Annotated in this window: 1 protein-coding gene; it reads right to left on the reverse strand. The window is 73.2% G+C overall.

Annotation, left to right across the window (positions count from 1 at the left end):
* Nucleotides 1–24: 24 nt before the first annotated feature.
* A complete protein-coding gene (locus IE302_RS08995) occupies nt 25–21,768 on the reverse strand; it encodes a type I polyketide synthase (protein WP_191253729.1) in 21,744 nt (7,247 codons plus the stop codon).
* Between the last annotated feature and the right edge of the window lie 9 nt (nt 21,769–21,777).

Below are 21,777 nucleotides of genomic sequence, written 5' to 3' on the forward strand. Positions count from 1 at the left end.
CTCCTCGCGGCGGCGGGCCGGGGGTCAGAGTTCGTTGTCCAGCAGGGCGAACATGTCGTCGATGGTGTCCACTTCCAGGTCGGCGTCGCCGCCCGACGGCCGGACGCGGTCCTGCCACAGGGACACCAGGTTCCGCAACTTCGCCTCGACCTCGGCCCCGTCCGCGCTCGCCAGGTCCACTGTGGACAATTCGGCGGCGAGCTTGTCGATTCCGGGTACCAGGCCGGTTTCCTCTGCCGCGGCCGGTCCCGCGGCGTCCATCTCGGACTGCAGGAACTTGGCGAGGTCGTCCGGGGTCGGGTAGTCGAAGATCAGCGTCGCGGGCAGGCGCAGCCCGGTGGCCGCGTCGAGCCCGTTGCGCAGCTCGACCGCGGTCAGTGAGTCGAAGCCCAGTTCGGTGAACGCCCGGCCCGGTTCGATCGAGTCCGCGCCGTCGTGTCCGAGCGCGGCCGCGGCCTGGCCGCGTACCACGTCGAGCAGCACCCGCTCGGCGTCCACCTGCGACAGCCCGGCGAGCCGTCGCTTGAGGCCGTCGGCCTGCGCCGCCGCGTCCACCGGTGCGGCGCGCCGCACCGAACCGCGGACGAGACCGCGCAGCAGCGGCGGCACCGGTCCGGTCATCGAGCGGAGCCCGGCGACGTCCAGCTTCACCGGCACCGAGACCGGTTCGGCCAGGCCGGTGGCCAGGTCGAACAGCTCCAGTCCCTCCACCGGGTCGAAACTGCCGACCCCGTCGCGGCCCATCCGGTCCGCGTCCGCCGAGTCGCCCATGCCGTCGGCCCAGAGACCGAAGGCGAGCGACGTCGCGGGCAGGCCGAGGCCGCGGCGGTGGTGCGCCAGCCCGTCGAGGAAGGTGTTCGCCGCGGCGTAGTTCGCCTGTCCCGGCGCGCCGAGCACCCCGGCGGCCGAGGAGAACAGGACGAACATGGTCAGGTCGTGGCCCCGGGTGAGCTCGTGCAGGTTCCACGCCGCGTCCACCTTGGGCCGCAGCACCTTTTCGAGCCGCTCGGGAGTGAGCGCGGTCAGCAGGCCGTCGTCGAGGACGCCGGCCGCGTGCACCACGCCGGTCAGCCCGGGCGTGCGGTCCAGTACCTCGGCGAGCGAGGCACGGTCCGCGGCATCGCACGCTTCGATCCGCACCGTCGCGCCCAGCCCGGTCAGTTCCGCCGTCAGTTCGGCCGCGCCGGGCGCGTCCGGACCGCGACGGCTGGTCAGCACCAGGTCCCGGATGCCGTGTTCGGTGACCAGATGCTTGGCCAGTACCGCGCCGAGGCCACCGGTACCGCCGGTGACCAGCACCGTGCCGCCGATCGGGCGGCGCGGCACGGTCAGCACGACCTTGCCGACGTGCTTGGCCTGGGACAGGAAGCGCAGTGCCTCCGGTGCCCGGCGCAGATCCCAGGTGCGGATCGGCAGCGGGGTGAGCGCGCCCTGGTCGAACAAGGTGATCAGCTCCTCCCACATCTGCGCGATCCGGCGGTTGCCCGCTTCGATCACGTCGAACGCCTGGTAAGTCACACCGGGATGGTGCCCCGCGCCGCCGCCGTCCGGACGGACGTCGGTCTTCCCCATTTCCACGAACCGTCCACCGCGCGGTAACAGGCGCATCGACGCGTCGATGAAATCGCCCGTCAAGGCGTTGAGGACCACGTCCACGCCGTTCCCGCCGGTGGTCTCGCGGAACCGCTCCTCGAACTCGAGCGTCCGCGACGAGGCGATGTGGTCGTCGTCCAGCCCGGCCGCGCGCAGGACGTCCCATTTGCCCTCGCTCGCGGTGCCGAACACCTCGGCGCCGAGGTGCCGGGCGAGTTGCGTGGCGGCCATGCCGACACCGCCCGCGGCGGCGTGGATGAGCACCGACTCGCCCTTCTTCAGCGCGCCGAGGTCGGTCAGCGCGTAGTAGGCGGTGAGGTACACCAGCGGCACCGACGCGGCCTCTTCGTACGTCCAGCCCTCGGGCATCTTCGCCAGCAGATCGCGGTCGGCGAAGGTGAGCGGGCCGAACCCGCCGTGCACCAGGCCCATCACGCGGTCGCCCGGCACGAGGTCGGTCACCTCGGACCCGACGTCGGTGACGACACCGGCGGCCTCGTAGCCGATCCGGCCGGCGTCACCCGGGTACATGCCTAGCACGTTGAGCACGTCGCGGAAGTTCGTCCCGGCCGCGCGGGTGGCGATCCGGACCTCACGCGGCAGCAACGGTTCGAGCACGTCGGGGTACGGCTCGAAGGAGAGCCTGTCGAGCGTGCCCTTGACGACGCTGTCGAGACGCCAGGCCGGTTCGTGCCACGGCGGAGCCAGGTCCGTCGACGACGCGGCGGTCAGCAGCCGGGCCGCGTGGACGACGCCGTCGCGGACGGCCAGCTGGGTCTCGTCGCCCAGTACGGCCAGCGCGGTGTCGACGTCGGCCTCGGCCGCGTCGAGCAGCACCAGCCTGCCGGGATTCTCGGACTGGGCACTGCGGACCAGGCCCCAGACCGCGGCCGAGGCCGGATCGACACTGTCCGAAGTGGACACCGCGACGGCGTTCTCGGTACGCACCACGAGCGTGGTGTCCTTCTCTTCGGCGAGCCACTCCTGCAGCTTCGCCAGCGTGGCGCGCAGCAGGGCGTGCGCGGCGGCCGGGGTGTCTTCGGCTCCCGGCACCGCCGAGAGCAGCTCTGTCGACGGAACCGGGGACCCGTTCGTGACCTGGGCCCAGCCGAGCCGGAACAGCGAGTCCGAAGTGGACGGATCCGCCGGGCCGAGGTCGGTGACCTCGCGCAGCAGCAACGATCCCACCGTCAGGATGGGTGCCCCGGCGCCGTCGGTGAGTTCCAGCCGCACCGAGTCGGTGCCGGAGGCGGCGACCCGGACGCGGGCGGCGGTGGCGCCGGCCGCGTGCAGGACGACGTCACGCCAGAGGAACGGCAGCCGGGTGGTCTCGGCGTTCCCGGGCAGCAGGCCGATGGCGTGCAGCGCGGCGTCGAGCAGGGCCGGGTGCAGACCGAACTTCCCGGCGTCGCCGTGCGCGACGGCGGGCAGTTCGAGATCGGCGCAGACCTCCTCGCCCACGAGCCACGCGGCGGTGAGGCCCTGGAACACCGGCCCGTACTGCAGGCCAGCGTCGGCGAGACCCGCGTAAAGCTCGGTGACGTCGAGGCTTTCGGCTCCGGCGGGCGGCCACGCGGTGTCCGAGGCCGCCGGGTGGGCGTCCCCGGGGGCGAGCAGGCCGGTGGCGTGCTCGGTCCAGGTGTCGGCTTCCCGACGCCGCGAGTGGATCGACACCGGACGCCGTCCGTCGTCGTCCGGCGCACCGACCACGACCTGCACGGCGAGCCCGCCGGTCTCCGGCAGCACCATCGGCGCGGCCAGGGTCAGTTCGGCCACGCGGGAGCAGCCGAGCTCGTCGCCCGCCCGGACGGCGAGTTCGACCAGCGCCGCGCCGGGGACCAGCACGGTGCCGAGCACCGCGTGATCGGCCAGCCACGGCTGCACGGCCCGCGACAACCTGCCGTAACCGACCAGGCCGTCCTCGCCCGCCGTCGGCACGGTCGCTCCGAGCAGCGGGTGCCCGGCCGCGGCCAGGCCCAGCCCGGCGGCGTCACCGGCGACGGCAGGCGGGTCGAGCCAGAAGCGTTCACGCTGGAACGCGTAGGTGGGCAGCGGGACTGCTTGAGCGTCGGTCCCGTCGAAGAACGCCGCCCAGTCGACCTCGGTACCCGTCGCAACCAGTCGGCTAAATGCGGCGGAGGCGGTCTGTCGTTCATCGCGGTCCTTGCGCAGCACCGGGACGAACACCGCGTCGGGGGCGCTGTCGAGGCCCATCGCGGAGAGCACGCCGTCCGGGCCCAATTCGGCGAACCGGGTGACTCCCGCTTCGGCGAGGGCGCGGACGGCGTCGGCGAACCGGACCGGCTCACGGACGTGCCGGACCCAGTAGCCCGGGTCGGTCAGATCGGCCGATTCGCTCACCGTGGACACGATCGGGATCCGCGGCTCGGAATACTCCAGCGACGCCGCCACTTCGGCGAACTCCGCCAGCATCGGCTCCATCAGCGCCGAGTGGAAGGCGTGCGAGACGACCAAAGCCTTGGTGCGGCGGCCATCCTGCGCGAACCGGTCGGCGACCTCGCGGACCGGACCGTCCACACCGGACAGGACGACCGCCTGCGGCCCATTGACCGCCGCCAGGCAGACCTCGTCGGACAGGTACTCGCGCACCTCGTCCTCGGTCGCCTGCACCGCGACCATCGCGCCGCCTTCCGGCAACGCCTCCATCAACCGGCCGCGCGCCTCGACGAGTTTCGCCGCGTCCTCCAGGGAGAACACGCCCGCCACGTGGGCGGCCGCGATCTCGCCGATCGAATGCCCGGCCAGGAAATCGGGCCGGATCCCCCACGACTCCACGAGCCGGAACAGCGCCACTTCCAGGGCGAAGATCGCGGGCTGCGCGGTGCCGGTGCGGTCGATATCGCCGTCGAGGGGAAGCAGCGCGGCGACCTCGTCGTAAGCCTGGGCGAACACCGGGAAGGCGTCGTAGAGCCCCTGGCCCATGCCGAGCCGCTGGGAACCCTGGCCGGTGAACAGCAGCGCCAGTTTGCCTTCGGTGGCACGCCCGGTGACGACGTCCGGAGTGGTCCCGCCACCCGCGAGGGCGGCCAATCCGGTGCGCAAGTCGCCGGTGAGCACCGCCCGCCGTTCGAACGCGGTCCGAGTGGTCGCCAGCGCGTAGCCGATGTCGGCCGGGTCGGCGAACCCGACCGTGCCGAGCAGCCGTCCTGCCTGGGCTCGCAGCGCGTCTTCGGTACGGGCGCTCAGCACCCACGGCAGCAGCGACGGCGGCGCCGGGGTCCTCGCGGGGACGGCCGGTTCCGGGACCTGCTCCAGGATGACGTGGGCGTTGGTCCCGCTGATGCCGAACGCGGACACCGCCGCGCGCCGGGGCCTGCTCGTCTCGGGCCAAGGCCGAGCCTCGGTGAGCAGCCGGACCTCACCCTCGCTCCAGTCGACGTGCGGGGACGGCTCGTCGACGTGCAGGGTCGCGGGCAGGACGCCGTGGCGCATCGCCTCGACCATCTTGATGATCCCGGCGAGTCCGGCGGCGGCCTGTGTGTGACCGATGTTGGACTTCACCGAACCCAGCCACAGCGGTTCCTCGCGGTCCTGGCCGTAGGTGGCCAGCAGCGCCTGCGCTTCGATCGGGTCGCCCAGCGCGGTTCCCGTGCCGTGCGCCTCGACGATGTCCACAGTGGACGATTCGACGCCCGCCGCGGCCAGCGCGCGGCGGATGACCCGCTGCTGCGAAGGACCGTTGGGCGCGGTCATGCCGTTGGACGCGCCGTCCTGGTTGACCGCGCTGCCTCGCACGACCGCCAGCACACGACGTCCGTTGCGACGCGCCTCGGAAAGCCGTTCCAGGAGCAGGAATCCGGCGCCCTCGGCCCAGGCGGTGCCGTCGGCCGCGGCCGCGAACGGCTTGCAGCGGCCGTCGGCGGCCAGGCCGCGCTGACGGGAGAACTCGATGAACGGGTTGGGGCTGGCCATCACGGTCGCGCCGCCGACCAGCGCCAGGCCGCATTCACCCGAGCGCAGCGCCTGCGCCGCCCAGTGCAGGGCGACCAGCGAGGACGAGCACGCCGTGTCGACCGACACCGCCGGGCCTTCGAGGCCGAAGGTGTAGGCGACGCGACCGGTCAGCACGCTGCTCGCGCTGCCGGTCCCGAGCAGGCCCTCCATCCCGTCCGGGGTGGCGGCCAAGCGGGAGGCGTAGTCGTCGTACATGACGCCGGCGAACACACCGGTGGCGCTGCCCTTGAGCGAGACCGGGTCGATCCCGGCACGCTCGAACGCCTCCTGCGCGGTCTCCAGCAGCAACCGCTGCTGCGGGTCGACGGTGACCGCCTCACGCGGCGAGATCCCGAAGAACTCCGCGTCGAAGTCGGCGGCGTCGTGCAGGAAACCGCCCTCGCGGGCGTAGCTGGTGCCGGGGTGGTCGGGGTCCGGGTGGTACAGCCCGTCGAGATCCCAGCCGCGGTCGGACGGGAACGGCGTGATCGCGTCGGTCCCTTCGGCGACCAGGCGCCACAGATCCTCCGGCGAGCTGACGCCGCCCGGGAACCGGCAGCTCATCGCGACGATCGCGATGGGCTCGTCCGGCTCGGCGACCCGTACCGGCTCGACGTCCACAGTGGACGAATCACCGGCGAGTTCGGCGCGGATGTAGGCCGCCAGCGCCGCCGGGTTCGGGTGGTCGAAGATCAGCGTGGCGGGCAGCCGCAGGCCGGTCGCCTCGCCGAGCCGGTTGCGCAGTTCGACCGCGGTGAGCGAATCGAACCCGAGTTCGGTGAACGCGCGGCCTGCCTCGACCGACGTCGCGGTGCCGTGTCCGAGCACGTCGGCGACGTGCCCGCGGACCAGGTCGACCAGATGCGAGAGCTGGTCGGCGGGCGAGAGCCGGGTGAGGGTCGCGGTCAGCCCGGCGGCGGCCGCGGCGTTGGCCGCGCCCCGTCGCTTCGGCACCCGGACCAGACCGCGCAGCGCGGGAGCGGGCTCGCTCGTGCGGGCCAGCGTGCGCAGCGTCGCCAGGTCGAGCTTGACCGGCACCGGGACCGGCGTCGAAGCGGCCAGCGCGGCGTCGAACAGCGCCAGGCCCTCTTCGTCGGTCAGGGCGCCGAATCCGGCACGGGCCAGCCGGTCCACATCGGACTGTCCGCCCATGCCGTTGGCCCACAGGCCATACGCGAGCGAGCGGGCGGGCAGGCCCTCCGCGTGACGGCGACGCGCGAGGTCGTCGAGCAGGGCGTTGGCCGCGGTGTAACTGGCCTGCCCCGGACCGCCGAGGATCCCGGAAACCGAGGACACCAGGACGAACTGCGTCAACGGCTTGCCGAGGGTGAGTTCGTGGAGCGCGAGCGCCGCCTCGGCCTTGGGCCGCAGCACGGTGTCGAAGCGCTCCGGAGTCAGTTCGGTGACGACGCCGTCGTCGAGCACACCGGCGGCGTGCACGATCCCGGTGAGGTCGTCGATCCCGTCGAGCAGGGTGGCGAGCGCGTCGCGGTCGGTGACGTCGCAGGCGACGACGTCGGCGCCGAGTTCTTCCGCCAGTTCCGCCGCGCCCGGTGCGTCGAGGCCGCGGCGGCTGGTGAGGACCAGCTTGGTGACCTCGGGCGCGAGGTGCCGGGCGATCGCGGCCCCGACCCCGCCGGTGCCGCCGGTGACGAGAACCGTGCCCTCGCCCCAGATCGCGGGTTCTCCCGCGGTGGCACGGGCCAGTCGCGGGACTTCCGCGACGCCGTCGCGGATCCGGACCTGCGGTTCGCCGGTGGCCAGCGCGGTCGCGACGTCCTCCCCTTCGAGGACGACGAACCGGTCCGGGTGTTCCGAAGCGGCCGTGCGGGCGAGACCGCGGACGGCGGCCCCGGCCGGGGTGTCGCCGGTGCGGACCACCAGGCGCGTCCCACCGTCGGTCAGGAACTCCTGGATCGCGGCGAGGGTCGCGGCGAGCGCGTCCCTCGGCTCACCCTCGGGTGCGGTGAAGACCTGGACGTCCTCGCCGGTTTCGCCGTCGGCGGGTACCTCGACCCAGGTCAGTTCGTACAGCGAGTCCGTGCCGCGCGGCCTCGGTGCCTCCGCGGTCCGGACGTTCACCGTGCCGAGGGTGGCGACCGGGGCGCCGGTGATGTCAGTGGCCAGCAAGGAAACCGTGCCGGGTCCGGTCGGCGTGACCCGGACGCGCAGCGCGGTGGCACCGGCGGCGTGCAGGGTGACGTCGCCGAACAGGAACGGCAGGCGGGTGCCCTCGCCCGGCAGGAGACCGAGGGTGTGGAGCGCCGCGTCGAGCAGCGCCGGGTGCAGGCCGAAGCCGTCGACGTCGGTGTGCTCGGGCAATTCGACCTCGGCGAAGACGGTGTCCCCGTCGCGCCAGGCGGTGGTGAGCCCGCGGAACGGCGGGCCGTAGTCGAGCCCGGCGGCCGCCATGTCCGCGTAGAGCCCGTCCAGCGGGACCGGCTCGGCGGCGGGCGGCCATGCGGTCAGCCCGGACGGCGCCGCGGCGGACTCGGGAGCGAGCGTTCCGGTGGCGTGCTCGGTCCACTCCCCTTGCGGGGCACGCGAGTGCACCGAAACCGGACGTCGTCCGCCCGTGCCCGCCGCGCCGACGAGCACCTGGACGTCCAGCGCGCCGTGCGGCGGCAGCACCAGCGGTGCGGCCAGGGTCAGTTCCTCCACGCCTCCGCAGCCGGCTTCGTCACCGGCGCGGACGGCGAGTTCGAGCAGTCCGGTGCCGGGGACGAGCACTTCACCGAACGCGGCGTGCCCGGCCAGCCACGGATGTGTCGCGACCGAAAGACGTCCGGTGAGGACCCAGCCGTCGCCGTCGGCGAACGGCACGGCCGCGCCCAGCAGCGGATGCCCGGCGGCCTGGAGCCCGGCCGTGGTGACGTCGCCCGCTCCGCTTCCGGCGGCGAGCCAGAACCGGCGGCGGTCGAACACCGACGTCGGCAGGTCGACGACGCGGGCGCCGGTCGGCCGGAACACCTCGGCCCAGTCGACGGTGACGCCTCGGGTGTACGCGGCGGCCAGGGTGGTGAGCGCGTTTTCCGCTTCGTCGCGGTCGGCACGCAGGAACGACGCCGCGAAGGTGTCCAGGCCGTCGTCGGCGAGCGCGGTCAGCACGGCGGCCGGACCGAGCTCGACGAACCTGGTCACCCCGGCCTCGCGCAGCCACGCCAGCCCGGCGGCGAACCGGACGGTGGCGCGGACGTGCTCGACCCAGTACTCCGGTTCGGCGACCCGGGCGGTCCGCTCGCCGTCCACTGTGGACACGAACGGAATCGTCGGTGCGGAGAACTCCAGTTCGGCCACCACGGCGGCGAACTCCTCGAGCATCGGCTCCATCAACGCCGAGTGGAACGCGTGCGAGACCTCCAGCCGCTTGGTGCGACGGCCGAGCTTCTCGAACTTCTTGGCCAGCTTCAACGTCGGCGACGCGGCGCCGGACAGCACGACGGAATCCGGGCCGTTCACGGCGGCCAGCGAGACCTTCGGTGTCAGGTGATCGCGGACCTCGTCTTCGGAAGCCTGGACCGCGACCATCGCGCCGCCCTCGGGCAGCGCCTCCATCAACCGGCCACGAGCCTCGACGAGTTTCGCCGCGTCCTCCAGCGAAAACACCCCGGCGACATGCGCCGCCGCGATCTCGCCGATCGAATGACCCGCCACGAAATCGGGGGTCATGCCCCAGGACTCGGCGAGCCGGTACAGCGCGACCTCCAGCGCGAAGATCGCGGGCTGCGCGGCGCCGGTCCGGTTCAGGTCACCGCCTGCCGGGAGCAGCGCGGCGACCTCGTCGTAGGCGGCGGCGAACGCCGGGAAGGCGGCGTAGAGCCCTTCGCCCATGCCGAGGCGCTGGGATCCCTGACCGGTGAACAGGAACGCGGTCCGCCCGGGCAGTACACGTCCGGCGACGACCGACGGCGTGCTGGTGCCCTCGGCCAGCGAGCCGAGTCCGGCGCGGAGATCCGCGTCCGTGGCGCCGAGCACGACGGCACGCCGTTCGTGCGCGGTCCGGGTCGTGGCGAGCGCGAAGCCGACGTCGACCGGCTCGCCGTCACGGTCGAGCAGGCGCCCGGCCTGCTGCCGCAGGGTGTCTTCGGCGCGGCCGGAGAGCACCCACGGCACGAGGGCCGGGGTCACGACCGCACGCGGCGCCGGGGTCTCGACCGGCGGCTGTTCGAGGATGACGTGCGCGTTGGTCCCGCTGATCCCGAAGGACGACACGGCCGACCGGCGCGGACGTCCGGTCTCCGGCCACTCCCGGCCTTCGGCGAGCAGCTCGACGTCACCGGCTTCCCAGTCGACGTGCGGGGTCGCCTCGCCGAGATGCAGCGTCGGCGGCAGGACGCCGTGGTGCATCGCCTGGACCATCTTGATGATCCCGGCGACACCGGCCGCCGCCTGCGTGTGGCCGAAGTTGGACTTCACCGAGCCGAGGTACAGCGGTTCGCCGTCCCGCTCGCGACCATAAGTGGCCAACAGCGCCTGCGCCTCGATCGGGTCGCCCAGCGTCGTGCCGGTGCCGTGCGCCTCGACGGCGTCCACAGTGGACGACGGGACCCCGGCGGCGGCCAGCGCCTGACGGATCACCCGCTGCTGCGAGGGACCGTTGGGGGCGGTGAGGCCGTTGGACGCGCCGTCGGAGTTGACCGCGGAGCCCTTGACGACCGCGAGCACCCGGTGGCCGTTGCGGCGCGCGTCGGAAAGCCGTTCCAGCACCAGCATTCCGGCGCCTTCGGCCCAGCCGGTCCCGTCGGCGTCGGCCGAGAAGGACTTGCAGCGGCCGTCGGCGGCGAGGCCGCGCTGACGGGAGAACCCGATGAACGTCTCCGGCGTGGCCATCACCGTGACCCCGCCGGCCAGCGCCAGCGAGCATTCGCCCGAGCGCAGGGCCTGCGTCGCCCAGTGCAGGGCGACCAGCGACGAGGAGCACGCGGTGTCGACCGAAACCGCCGGTCCCTCCAGGCCGAGGGTGTAGGCGACCCGGCCGGACAGCACGGAACCGGAGGTGCCGGTACCGAGGAAACCCTCGACGTCGTCGGGGACGTCGTTGCCGAGCCGCGTGCCGTAGTCGTGGTACATGACGCCGGCGAACACGCCGGTCGGGCTGCCCTTGAGCGCCGTCGGATCGGTGCCGGAGCGCTCCAGCGCCTCCCACGCGACTTCGAGCAGCAGACGCTGCTGCGGGTCCATGGCGAGCGCTTCGCGGGGCGAGATCCCGAAGAACTCGGGGTCGAAGTCGCCCGCGTCGTGCAGGAATCCGCCTTCGCGGGTGTAGGTCTTGCCCGGCCGGTCGGGGTCGGGGTCGTAGATGCCGTCGACGTCCCAGCCGCGGTCCTCGGGGAACCGGGTCACGCCGTCGCGGCCGCCGGCGACGAGGTCCCACAGCTCTTCCGGCGACGTCACGCCGCCCGGGTAGCGGCAGGCCATGCCGACGATGACGATCGGATCGCCGTCGGCGCGGGCGGCGGCGAAGACCGGGGTCGCGTCGGCGGGTTCGTCGAGCAGTTCGGCGAGCAGGAATTCGGCCAGCGCCACCGGGGTCGGGTGGTCGAAGGTCAGCGTCGCCGGGAGCCGCAGCCCGGTGACCGTGCCGAGTCGGTTGCGGAACTCGACCGCGGTGAGCGAGTCGAAGCCGAGGTCGCCGAACGCGCGGTCGGCTTCGACGGCGTCCGGGCTGGTGTGGCTGAGGACGTGCGCGGCCTCGGTGCGGACCAGTTCGGTCAGCAGCCGCGTGCGCTCACCGGCGGGCACGCCCGCCAGCCGCTGCCGCAGACCCGCGGCTTCCGCCTCTTCGGCCGCACGGCGACGCCGGGGCCGGACCAGGCTCCGCAGCACGTGCGGTACCTCGGCTTCCGCCCGCAGCGCGGCCAGGTCCAGCTTGGTCGCGACCGGACGCGGGTCGTCACCGAGGGCCAGCAGGTCGAACAGTTCCAGCCCGGCTTCGACGGGCAGCGCCGCTCCCCCGCGCCCCTCGCCCATGCCGGTTTCCCAGAGGCCGTATGCGATCGACGTCCCGGCTAGCCCCTGGGCACGCCGGAGCGTGGCGAGCCCGTCGAGGTAGCCGTTGGCCGCCGCGTAGTTCGCCTGACCGGGCGCGCCGAGCGCACCGGCGATCGAGGAGAACGTGACGAACAGCTTCAGATCGGTGGTCAGTTCGTGCAGATGCCGCGCGGCTTCCGCCTTCGGCCCCGCCACGGCGGCGAGCCGCTCGGGGGTCATCGAGGTGAGGACGCCGTCGTCGAGAACACCCGCCGCGTGCACGACACCGGTCAGCGGCTCCTCGGCGAGCGCGAGCACGGACTCGATCTGGGAGCGGTCGGCGACGTCGCACGCGGCGATCGTCACCTCCGCGCCGAGCGCGCGCAGGTCTTCCCGCAGGGCTTCGGCGCCAAGAGCGTCGGCGCCCCGGCGTCCGACGAGCAGCAGGTGCCGGACGCCGTGCCGCTCGACGAGCCGTCGCGCGACCTGTGCGCCGAGTCCGCCGGTACCGCCGGTGACCAGCACGGTGCCGTCGAGGGTCCAGTCCGGGTCGGCGGTGGCGCGGGACCGCGTCAGGCGGGGCACGCGAGGGCCGTCTTCGGTGAACTTGACCTCGGGCTCGCCGGTGGCGGCCGCGAGCCGGGCGTCTCCGGCGCCGTGGACCAGGACGAACTTGTCCGGGTACTCGGCCTGCGCGCTGCGCACGAGGCCGGCGACGGCGGCGTGCTCCGGGCTGTCGCCGGTGAGGTGGACGACGAGCCGGTCTTCGGCCGCCTGCACCGCTTCGAGCGCGGCCTCGACCGAAGTGGCTTCGTGCACAGCGACGTCTTCGGCCTCTGAAGGCAGCGCGACGGGAATCCAGTCGATGCCGAACAGCGCGTCGGTGGCGGCGCTGGGCAGCGGCCCGTCACCCCCCGGACGCAGGCTCAGCGACGCGACCGAAAGCACCGGCGCGCCCGTGCCGTCCGCGACCTGCAAGGAAACGGCGTCCTGCCCGGCCGGGGTGAGCTTGGCCCGCAGGGTGCTCGCGCCGGTGGCGTGCAACGCCAGCCCGGCCCACGAGAACGGCAGCCGCGCCGGGCCGCCGGTCAGGCCGACGGCGTGCAGGACCGCGTCGAGCAGGGCCGGGTGCAGCCCGAACCCGCGGACGTCGGTGCCCTCGGGCAGCGCGACCTCGGCGAAGACGTCGTCGCCTTGGCGCCAAGCCGCGCGCAGACCGCGGAACGGGTCGCCGTAGGTGAGCCCGGCCTCGGCCAGCGTGGCGTAGAAGCCCTCCAGGTCAACGGTTTCCGCGCCGGACGGCGGCCACTCCGTGATCGCGGCGGATTCCTCGGCGGTCGTGGTCAGCGAGCCGGTGGCGTGCAACGTCCAGTCGCCGTCCTGGGGACGGGAATGCACGGCCAGGGTCCGGCGGCCGTCACCGTCCGAAAGGGACACTCGGAGCTGGACCGGGGCCGACGTGAGCACCAGCGGTGCCTGCAGCGTCAGTTCCTCGACGGTGCCGCAGCCGACCTCGTCACCCGCCCGCACGGCCAGTTCGGCGAACGCGGTCCCGGGCAGCAGGACGGCGTCGCGGACGCGGTGCCCGGCCAGCCACGGCTGTTCGTCGAGCGACAGGCGTCCGGTGAGCACGAGTCCGCCGCGTTCGGGCAGTGCGACGGCGGCGCCCAGCAGCGGATGGTCGAGCGCGCCGAGGCCCAGCGCGGTGGCGTCGCCGGATCCCGGCGGGGCCAGCAGCCAGAAGCGGCGGCGCTGGAACGGATAGGTGGGCAGGTGCGCGGGCCGTGCGCCGCTGCCGTCGAAGAAGCGGTCCCAGTCGACGGGAGCGCCCGCCGCGTGCACCGCGCCGAGCGCGGTCATCGCGGTCCGGGCCTCGTCGGAGTCCTTGCGCAGCGCGGAAACGAAGACGCCGTCGGTACCCATCGCGGACAGCACCGCGTCCGGGCCGAGTTCGAGGAACGTCGTGACCCCCTCGGCGGTCAGGGCCGCGAGACCGTCGGCGAACCGCACGGTTTCGCGGACGTGCCGGACCCAGTAGCCCGGGTCGGTCAGATCCGCCGACTCGCTCACGGTGGAGACGATCGGGATCCGCGGCGCCGAGAACTCCAAGCTCCGCACGACCGCGCCGAACTCGTCCAGCATCGGCTCCATCAGCGCCGAGTGGAAGGCATGGGACACCACGAGATGCTTGGTGCGGCGGCCTTCTCCGGCGAACCGGGCGGCGACCTCGCGGACCGGACCATCCACACCGGACAGCACGACCGCGTCGGGCCCGTTCACCGCGGCCAGGCAGACCTCGTCGGTCAGGAACTCGCGCACCTCGTCCTCGGAAGCCTGGACCGCGACCATCGCGCCGCCCTCGGGCAGCGCCTCCATCAACCGGCCGCGCGCCTCGACGAGTTTCGCCGCGTCCTCCAGCGAAAACACCCCGGCGACATGCGCCGCCGCGATCTCGCCGATCGAATGACCGGCGAGAAGGTCGGGGGTCACGCCCCAGGATTCGAAGAGCCGGAACAGCGCGACCTCAAGGGCGAAGATCGCGGGCTGGGCGGTGCCGGTGCGGTCGATGTCGCCATCGAGCGGAAGAAGCGCGGCGACCTCGTCGTAAGCCGCGGCGAAGGCGGGGAACGTCTCGTACAGGCCCTGGCCCATGCCGAGGCGCTGGGCACCCTGACCGGTGAACAGGAACGCGAGCCGTCCGGTGACCGCGCGGCCGGACACGACGTTGGCCGCCCGGCCGGTGTCGGCGAACGCGGCCAGCCCGGCGTGCAGCACCGACGGATCGGTCCCGACGACGACCGCGCGCCGTTCGTGCGCGGTGCGGGTGGTGGCGAGCGTCCAGGCGACGTCGAGCGGATCGGCGGTCAGGCCGGCGAGCCGCGCGGCCTGTGCCCGCAAGGCTTCCTCGGACCGGCCGGACAACACCCACGGCAGCATCGCGGGCCGGACGGCCGGTTCCGTGACGCTCTCTTCGGCGGGGACGTGTTCGAGCACGACGTGCGCGTTGGTCCCGCTGAACCCGAACGAGGACACACCGGCCCGGCGAGGACGGCCGGTCTCCGGCCAGCTCGCAGACTCGGTCGCGACGCGGATCGCGCCGGCTTCCCAGTCGACCTGGGCCGACGGCGCGTCGACGTGCAGTGTCGCGGGGACGACGCCGTGGCGCATCGCCTCGACCATCTTGATCACCCCGGCGACACCGGCCGCGGCCTGCGTGTGCCCGAAGTTCGACTTCACCGAGCCGAGCAGCAGCGGCTCTTCCCGGTCCTGGCCGTAGGTGGCGAGCAGGGCCTGCGCCTCGATCGGGTCGCCCAGCCTGGTGCCGGTGCCGTGCGCTTCGACGACGTCGACGTCCGAAGTGGACAGTCCGGCGTTGGCGAGCGCCTGGAGGATCACGCGTTGCTGCGACGGCCCGTTCGGCGCGGTGAGGCCACTGGACGCGCCGTCCTGGTTGACCGCGGATCCCTTGAGCAGCGCCAGCACGGGATGCCCGTTGCGGCGGGCGTCGGACAGTTTCTCCAGCAGTACGAATCCGGCGCCCTCACCCCAAGCGACGCCGTCGGCGCCGTTGGCGAACGCCTTGCAGCGGCCGTCGATCGCCATCGCGTTCTGCTTGCTGAAGTCGACGAACGGGTCGGGGTTGGCCATCACGGTGACACCGCCGGCCAGCGCGAGGGAGCACTCCCCCGACCGCAGCGCCTGGCTCGCCAGGTGCATCGCGACCAGCGACGACGAGCACGCCGTGTCCACCGACACGGCCGGTCCCTCGAAGCCGAAGGTGTAGGAGACGCGACCGGACATCATCGCGCCGGACGTGCCGGTGCCGAGGAAGCCCTCGACCTCCTCCGGGATCTTCGTCAGCCGCGAGGCGTATTCGTGGTAGATCGCGCCGGTGAAGACACCGGTGTCGCTGCCGCGCAAGGTGCCCGGCGGGATGCCCGCGCGTTCGAAGGCCTCCCACGCGATCTCCAGCAGCAGCCGCTGCTGCGGGTCCATGGCGAGCGCTTCGCGGGGCGAGATGCCGAAGAACTCCGGGTCGAAGTCGCCCGCGTCGGGCAGGAAGCCACCGGTGCGGGTGTTCGAGACGCCCTGTTTGCCCGGGGTCGGGTCGAACAGCGCGGCCAGGTCCCAGCCACGGTCGGTGGGGAACTCCGTGAGACCTTCGCGGCCTTCGGAAACCAGGCGCCACAGGTCTTCCGGCGTGTTCACTTCGCCGGGGAAGCGGCAGCTGGTCGCGACGATCGCGATCGGCTCACCGTCATCGATGACGCGGGCACGGGTACGCGGCCCGGCGGTGAGGTCGCCGAGCAGTTCCGAACGCACGTATCCGGCGAGGGCGACCGGGGTCGGGTGGTCGAAGATCACCGTCGACGGCAGCCGCAGCCCGGTCACGGCACCGAGGCGGTTGCGCAGTTCGACCGCGGTCAGCGAGTCGAAGCCGGAGTCCATGAACCCGCGGCCGGGTTCGACGGTGGCGGCGCTGACGTGCCCGAGCACCAGGGCGACCTGGGTGCGGACGAGGTCGAGCAGTTCGCGGTCCTGGTCGGCCTCGGTCAGCCCGGCGAGCCGCCTGGCGAGCGAGGAATCCTGGCCACCGCCCGATTTCGCGGTCCGGCGGCCGGGTTTCACCAGCGCGCCGAGCAGCGGCGGGAGCGGTCCGGACGCGGCGAGCACCGGCAGATCGAGCTGGACGGGGATGGCCAGCGGCGCCCCGGCGGCGATGGCCGCGTCGAACAGCGCGAGACCGTCCTCGACGGCGAGCGCGGGGGTGCCCCCGGCGCGCAGCCGCGCCAGGTGCGCCTCGCCGAGCGTCTCCGCCATGCCGGCGGCCCACGGACCCCAGGCCAGTGACTGCCCGGCGAGACCGAGCGAACGGCGGTGGGCGGCGAGGCCGTCGAGGTAGCCGTTGGCCGCCGCGTAGTTGCCCTGTCCCGGCGCGCCGAGCACGCCGGCGGCCGAGGAGAACGTGACGAACAGTTCCGGATCGCCGGACAGTTCGTGCAAATGCCTTGCGGCGTCGGCCTTCGGGCCGAGCACGAAGTCGAGCCGCTCCTGGGTGAGCGCGTCGATGGTGCCGTCGTCCAGGACACCGGCGGCGTGCACGACACCGGTCAGGTCGACGCCGTCCAGCAGTGCGGCGACGGCGTCGCGATCGGCGACGTCGCAGGCGACGACCCGGACGTCGGCACCTGAATCGCCGAGTTCGGCGACGAGTTCCCGCGCGCCCGGCGCGTCGAGACCGCGGCGGCTGGTGAGCAGCAGCTTGCGGACGCCGTGCGTGGTCACCAGATGGCGGGCGATCAACGCGCCCAGCCCGCCCGTGCCGCCGGTGATCAGCACCGTCCGGTCCGGGTCGAGTGCCCTCGGCATGGTGAGCGCGACCTTGCCGATGTGCTTGGCCTGGCTGAGGAACCGGAACGCCTCCCGAGCTTCGCGCACGTCCCAGGTGCGGGTCGGCAGCGGGGCGAGCGCGCCGGAGGCGAACAGCGCGGTCAGCGCGTCCCACATCTGCGCGGTCCGCTCACTACCCGCGTCGATCAGGTCGAAGGCCTGGTAGTGGACGTCTTCGGGCTCGCGGATGTCGGTCTTGCCCATTTCCAGGAACCGGCCGCCAGGCGCCATCGTGCGGATCGAGGCGTCGATGAAATCCCCGGCGAGCGCGTTCAGGACGACGTCGATGCCGCTGAACCGCTCCTCGAACTCCAACGTTCGGCTGGAGGCGATGTGCGCGTCGTCGAGTCCGGCGTCGCGCAGCACGTATTGCTTGCTCTCGCTGGCGGTGCCGTAGACCTCGGCGCCCAGGTGACGCGCGAGCTGCGTCGCGGCCATGCCGACCCCGCCGGCGGCGGCGTGGATCAGGATCGACTCGCCCGCCTTGAGCCCGGCCAGATCGACCAGCGCGTAGTAGGCGGTGAGGAACACCAGCGGTGTCGACGCGGCCTGCTCGTAGGTCCAGTCCGCGGGTTTGCGGGTGATCATCGGCCGTTCGGCGATCGCGATCGGACCGGCGCCGCCGGAGACGAGGCCCATCACCTCGTCGCCGGGCCGCAGGTCGGTGACGCCGTCGCCGACTTCGAGGACGGTCCCGGCGAACTCGCTGCCGAGCAGCCCGGCCTCGCCGGGGTACATGCCGAGCGCGTTGAGCACGTCGCGGAAGTTGAGCCCGGCGGCCCGGACGGAGACCCGGACGCCCTGCGGGCCGAGCGGCTCGTCGGGCAGCGGCTCCAGGGTCAGATGGTCGAAGGTGCCCTTGCCGGACAGGCCGAGCCGCCAGTTCCCGGACGGCGGCAGCAGCCTGCCGGTGGATTCGGGCGTGACCAGGCGCGGCACCCGGAGTTCGCCGTCGCGGACGGCGACCTGCGGTTCACCGGCGGCCAGCACGGCGTCGGACAGCTCGTCGGCGTCGACAAGCAGGAACCGGTCCGGATGCTCGGACTGCGCGCTGCGCACCAGTCCCCACACGGCGGCGGCGACCGGGTCCACATCGGACCGTCCAGTGTGGACGAGGAGTTTCGCGGCGGAGAACCGGTCTTCGGCGAGGAAGGTCCGAAGGACGTCCAGCGTGGCACCGGTGACGGCGTGCACGTCGTCACCCTCGGCGCGGTACACGACGACCTCGGGAACCTCGCCGGTGACGTCGGCGAACCGCGCCCAAGCCGGTGCCGCGGTTTCCGGCGTGGCGATCGGGCGCCAGGCCAGCTCGTACAGGCCTTCGCGGGTGGCCGCCGGACGCAGCTGTCCCGCCGAAACCGGGCGGACGACCAGCGAGCCGACGGTGGCGACCGGCGCGCCGGTCCCGTCGGCCACGCGCAGCGTCACCGCGTCGGTGCCGGCCGGGGTGAGCCGGACACGCAGTTCGGCCGCGCCGGAGGCGTGCAGGACGACGTCGCTCCACGCGAACGGCAGGCGCGCGGGACCGTCACCCTCCGCCAGCGCGTGCAGCGCCGAGTCGAGCAACGCGGGGTGCAGGCCGAACCGGCCTGCCTGGTCGCGGGCGGCCTCGGGCAGCGCGACCTCGGCGTAGGTGTGCTCGCCGTCGCGCCACAAAGCGCGCAGGCCCTGGAAGATCTCGCCGTACTCCAGACCGGCCGAGGCCAGTTCGGGGTAGCGGCCTTCGAGGGAAACGGCTTCGGCGCCGGGCGGCGGCCACTCGGCCAGCTCCCAGTCCGGCGTGGCGGCGGCCGGGGCGAGCGCGCCGGTCGCGTGCAGCGTCCACTCCCCCGCACCATGCGGACGTGAGTGCACGGTGAGCGGGCGGTGGCCCGAGTCCTCCGGCGTCCCGGCCCACAGCTGGACCTGGACCGCGCCGCTCTCCGGGAGCACCAGCGGCGTCTGCAGGGTCAGCTCTTCCAGTGCCGCCAGGCCGGTTTCGTCGGCCGCGCGCACGGCGAGCTCGACCAGCGCGGTGCCGGGGACGACGACCTGACCGTGCACCATGTGGTCGGCCAGCCACGGGTGCGTGCGCAGCGAAAGGCTGCCGGTGAACAGGAATCCGCCCGCGTCGGCGACCGAGACGGCGGCGCCGAGCAGCGGATGGTCGAGCGAGCCGAGGCCGAGACCCGCCGCGTCACCGGCGGCATGGGTCGGGGGAAGCCAGTAGAACTCGCGCTGGAACGGGTACGTGGGCAGCTCGACCGGACGCGCGCCGTCGAACGCGGCGGCCCAGCCGACCTTCCCGCCGTGGACGTGCACGGCGGCGAGCGCGGCGACGAACGTCTCGGGTTCGGGCCGGTCGCGGCGCAGCGCGGGGACGAACAGGCCGTCCGCGCTCTCCTGACCGGCGGCGGAGAGGATGCCGTCCGGGCCCAGTTCGAGGAAGCGGGTCACCCCGGCCTCGGCCAGCGCCTCGACGCCGTCCGCGAAGCGCACGGCCTCGCGCACGTGCCGGACCCAGTAAGCCGGATCGAGGATCTCGGAGGTCTCGGCGATACGGCCGGTGACGCCCGCGATCAGCGCGATCTTCGGCGTCTTGTAGGTCACGCGGCGGGCGACGGCGGCGAAGTCGTCCAGCATGCCGTCCATCAGCGCCGAGTGGAACGCGTGGGAGACGGCGAGGTCCTTAGTCCGGCGGTCCTGCTCACGGAACACCGCGGCGACGGTCCGCACGGTGTCCTCGGTGCCGGAGACGACGATGGCGCGCGGGCCGTTGACGGTGGCGATGTCCGCGCCCGCGACCAGCGCGGCGCGAACCTCGTCCTCGGTCGCCTCGATCGCGCACATCGCGCCACCACGCGGCAACGCGCCCATCAGGCGGCCGCGCGCGGCGATCAGCCCGGCCGCGTCTTCCAGCGACCAGACGCCGGCGACGTGGGCCGCGGCGAAGTCACCGACGGAATGCCCGATCAGGAAGTCCGGGACGACACCCCAGGATTCGACCAGCCGGTAGAGGGCGACCTCCAGCGCGAACAGCGCGGGCTGGGCGTTCGCGGTGTCGTTCAAGGCGTCCGCGTCGTCGCCGAAGACGATCTCGCGGACACCCGGCAGCAGCTCGCAGACCTGGTCGAACGCGGCGGCGAACGCCGGGTACGCGTCGTACAGCTCGCGGCCCATGCCGAGGCGCTGCGAACCCTGACCGGTGAAGCAGATCGCGAGGCTGCCGTCGGTCGCCTCGCCGATGTCATGTTTTCCTTCGGCGACGGCCGTCAGACCGGCCCGCAGCGTGGCCTCGTCGCGGCCGGTGACGACGGCGCGGTGCTCGAAGACGGACCGGGTCGCGGCCAGCGACCAGCCGAGGTCCGCCGGGTCGCCCTCGACGTCCAGCAGCGCGCGGGCCTGAGCCCGCAACGCCGCCGGGGTGCGGCCGGACAGCACCCACGGGATCACCGGCGGCGTGACGGCGTCCCCTGTATCCACTGTGGACTCTTCGATCGCGGGCGCCTGCTCCAGCAGCACGTGGGAGTTGGTGCCGCTGATGCCGAACGACGAGACACCCGCGCGGCGGATCTTCCCTTCCGGCCAGGGGCGTGCGGACGCCAGCAGCTCGATCGTTCCGGGCGACCAGTCGACCTGCGGGCTCGGCGCGTCGATGTGCAGGCTCGCGGGCAGGATCCCGTTGCGCAGGGCCAGGACCATCTTGATGATCCCGGCGACGCCCGCGGCGGCCTGGGTGTGGCCGATGTTCGTCTTGACTGAGCCGAGCAGCAGCGGGCCGCGCTCACCGCGGTCGCGGCCGTAGGTGGCCTGCAGGGCCTGGACCTCGATCGGGTCACCGAGCGTGGTTCCTGTGCCGTGCGCCTCGACGACGTCGACATCCTTTGTGGACAGACGGGCGTCGGCCAGCGCCTGGCGGATGACGCGCTGCTGCGACGGACCGTTGGGCGCGGTGAGGCCATTGGACGCGCCGTCCTGATTGACCGCGGAGCCGCGGACCACGGCCAGCACCGGATGTCCGTTGCGCCGGGCGTCGGAAAGGCGCTCCAGCACGATCATGCCGGCGCCCTCGCCCCACGCGGTGCCGTCGGCCCCGGCGGCGAACGCCTTGACCAGGCCGTCGCGGGCGAGACCACGCTGGCGGGAGAACTCGATGAACGCGTCCGGGCTCGCCATCACGGTGGCACCACCGGAAAGCGCGAGGTCGCACTCTCCCGCACGCAGGGCACGGACGGCGAGGTGGAGCGTGACCAGCGACGCGGAGCACGCCGTGTCGACGGTGACCGACGGGCCTTCCAGCCCGAGGACGTAGGAGATCCGTCCGGAAAGGACACTGCCGGAGATGCCGGTGCCGAGGTAGCCCTCGACGCCTTCGACACCCTTGGGCAGGTCACGGCCGTAGTCCTGGCCGTTGGTGCCGACGAAGACCCCGGCGCGGCTGCCGGACAGCGACGCGGGATCGATCCCGCCGCGCTCCAGCGCCTCCCACGACGTCTCCAGCAGCAGCCGCTGCTGCGGGTCCATCGAGACGGCCTCGCGCGGCGAGATGCCGAAGAACTCGGGGTCGAATTCCCCGGCGCCGTCGACGAATCCGCCTCGGTCGACGTAGCTGGTGCCCAGATGGTCCGGATCCGGGTCGACGAGCGCGCCGACGTCCCAGCCGCGGTCTTCGGGGAACCCGGTGATCCCGTGGTCCCCGGCGGTCAGCAGTTCCCAGAACCGCTCCGGCGTGCGGACGCCGCCCGGGAACCGGCAGCCCATGCCGACGATCGCGATCGGTTCGGCGGCCCGGTCCTCCAGCGCGGCGAGCCTGCCGCGCGTGCGCTGCAGTTCGCCGGTGACTCGCGTCAGGTAGTCGCGAAGCTTGTCGTTCTCACCCACGGTGTCCCC

This window comes from Amycolatopsis oliviviridis (assembly GCF_014654365.1).
GTDB lineage: Bacteria > Actinomycetota > Actinomycetes > Mycobacteriales > Pseudonocardiaceae > Amycolatopsis > Amycolatopsis oliviviridis.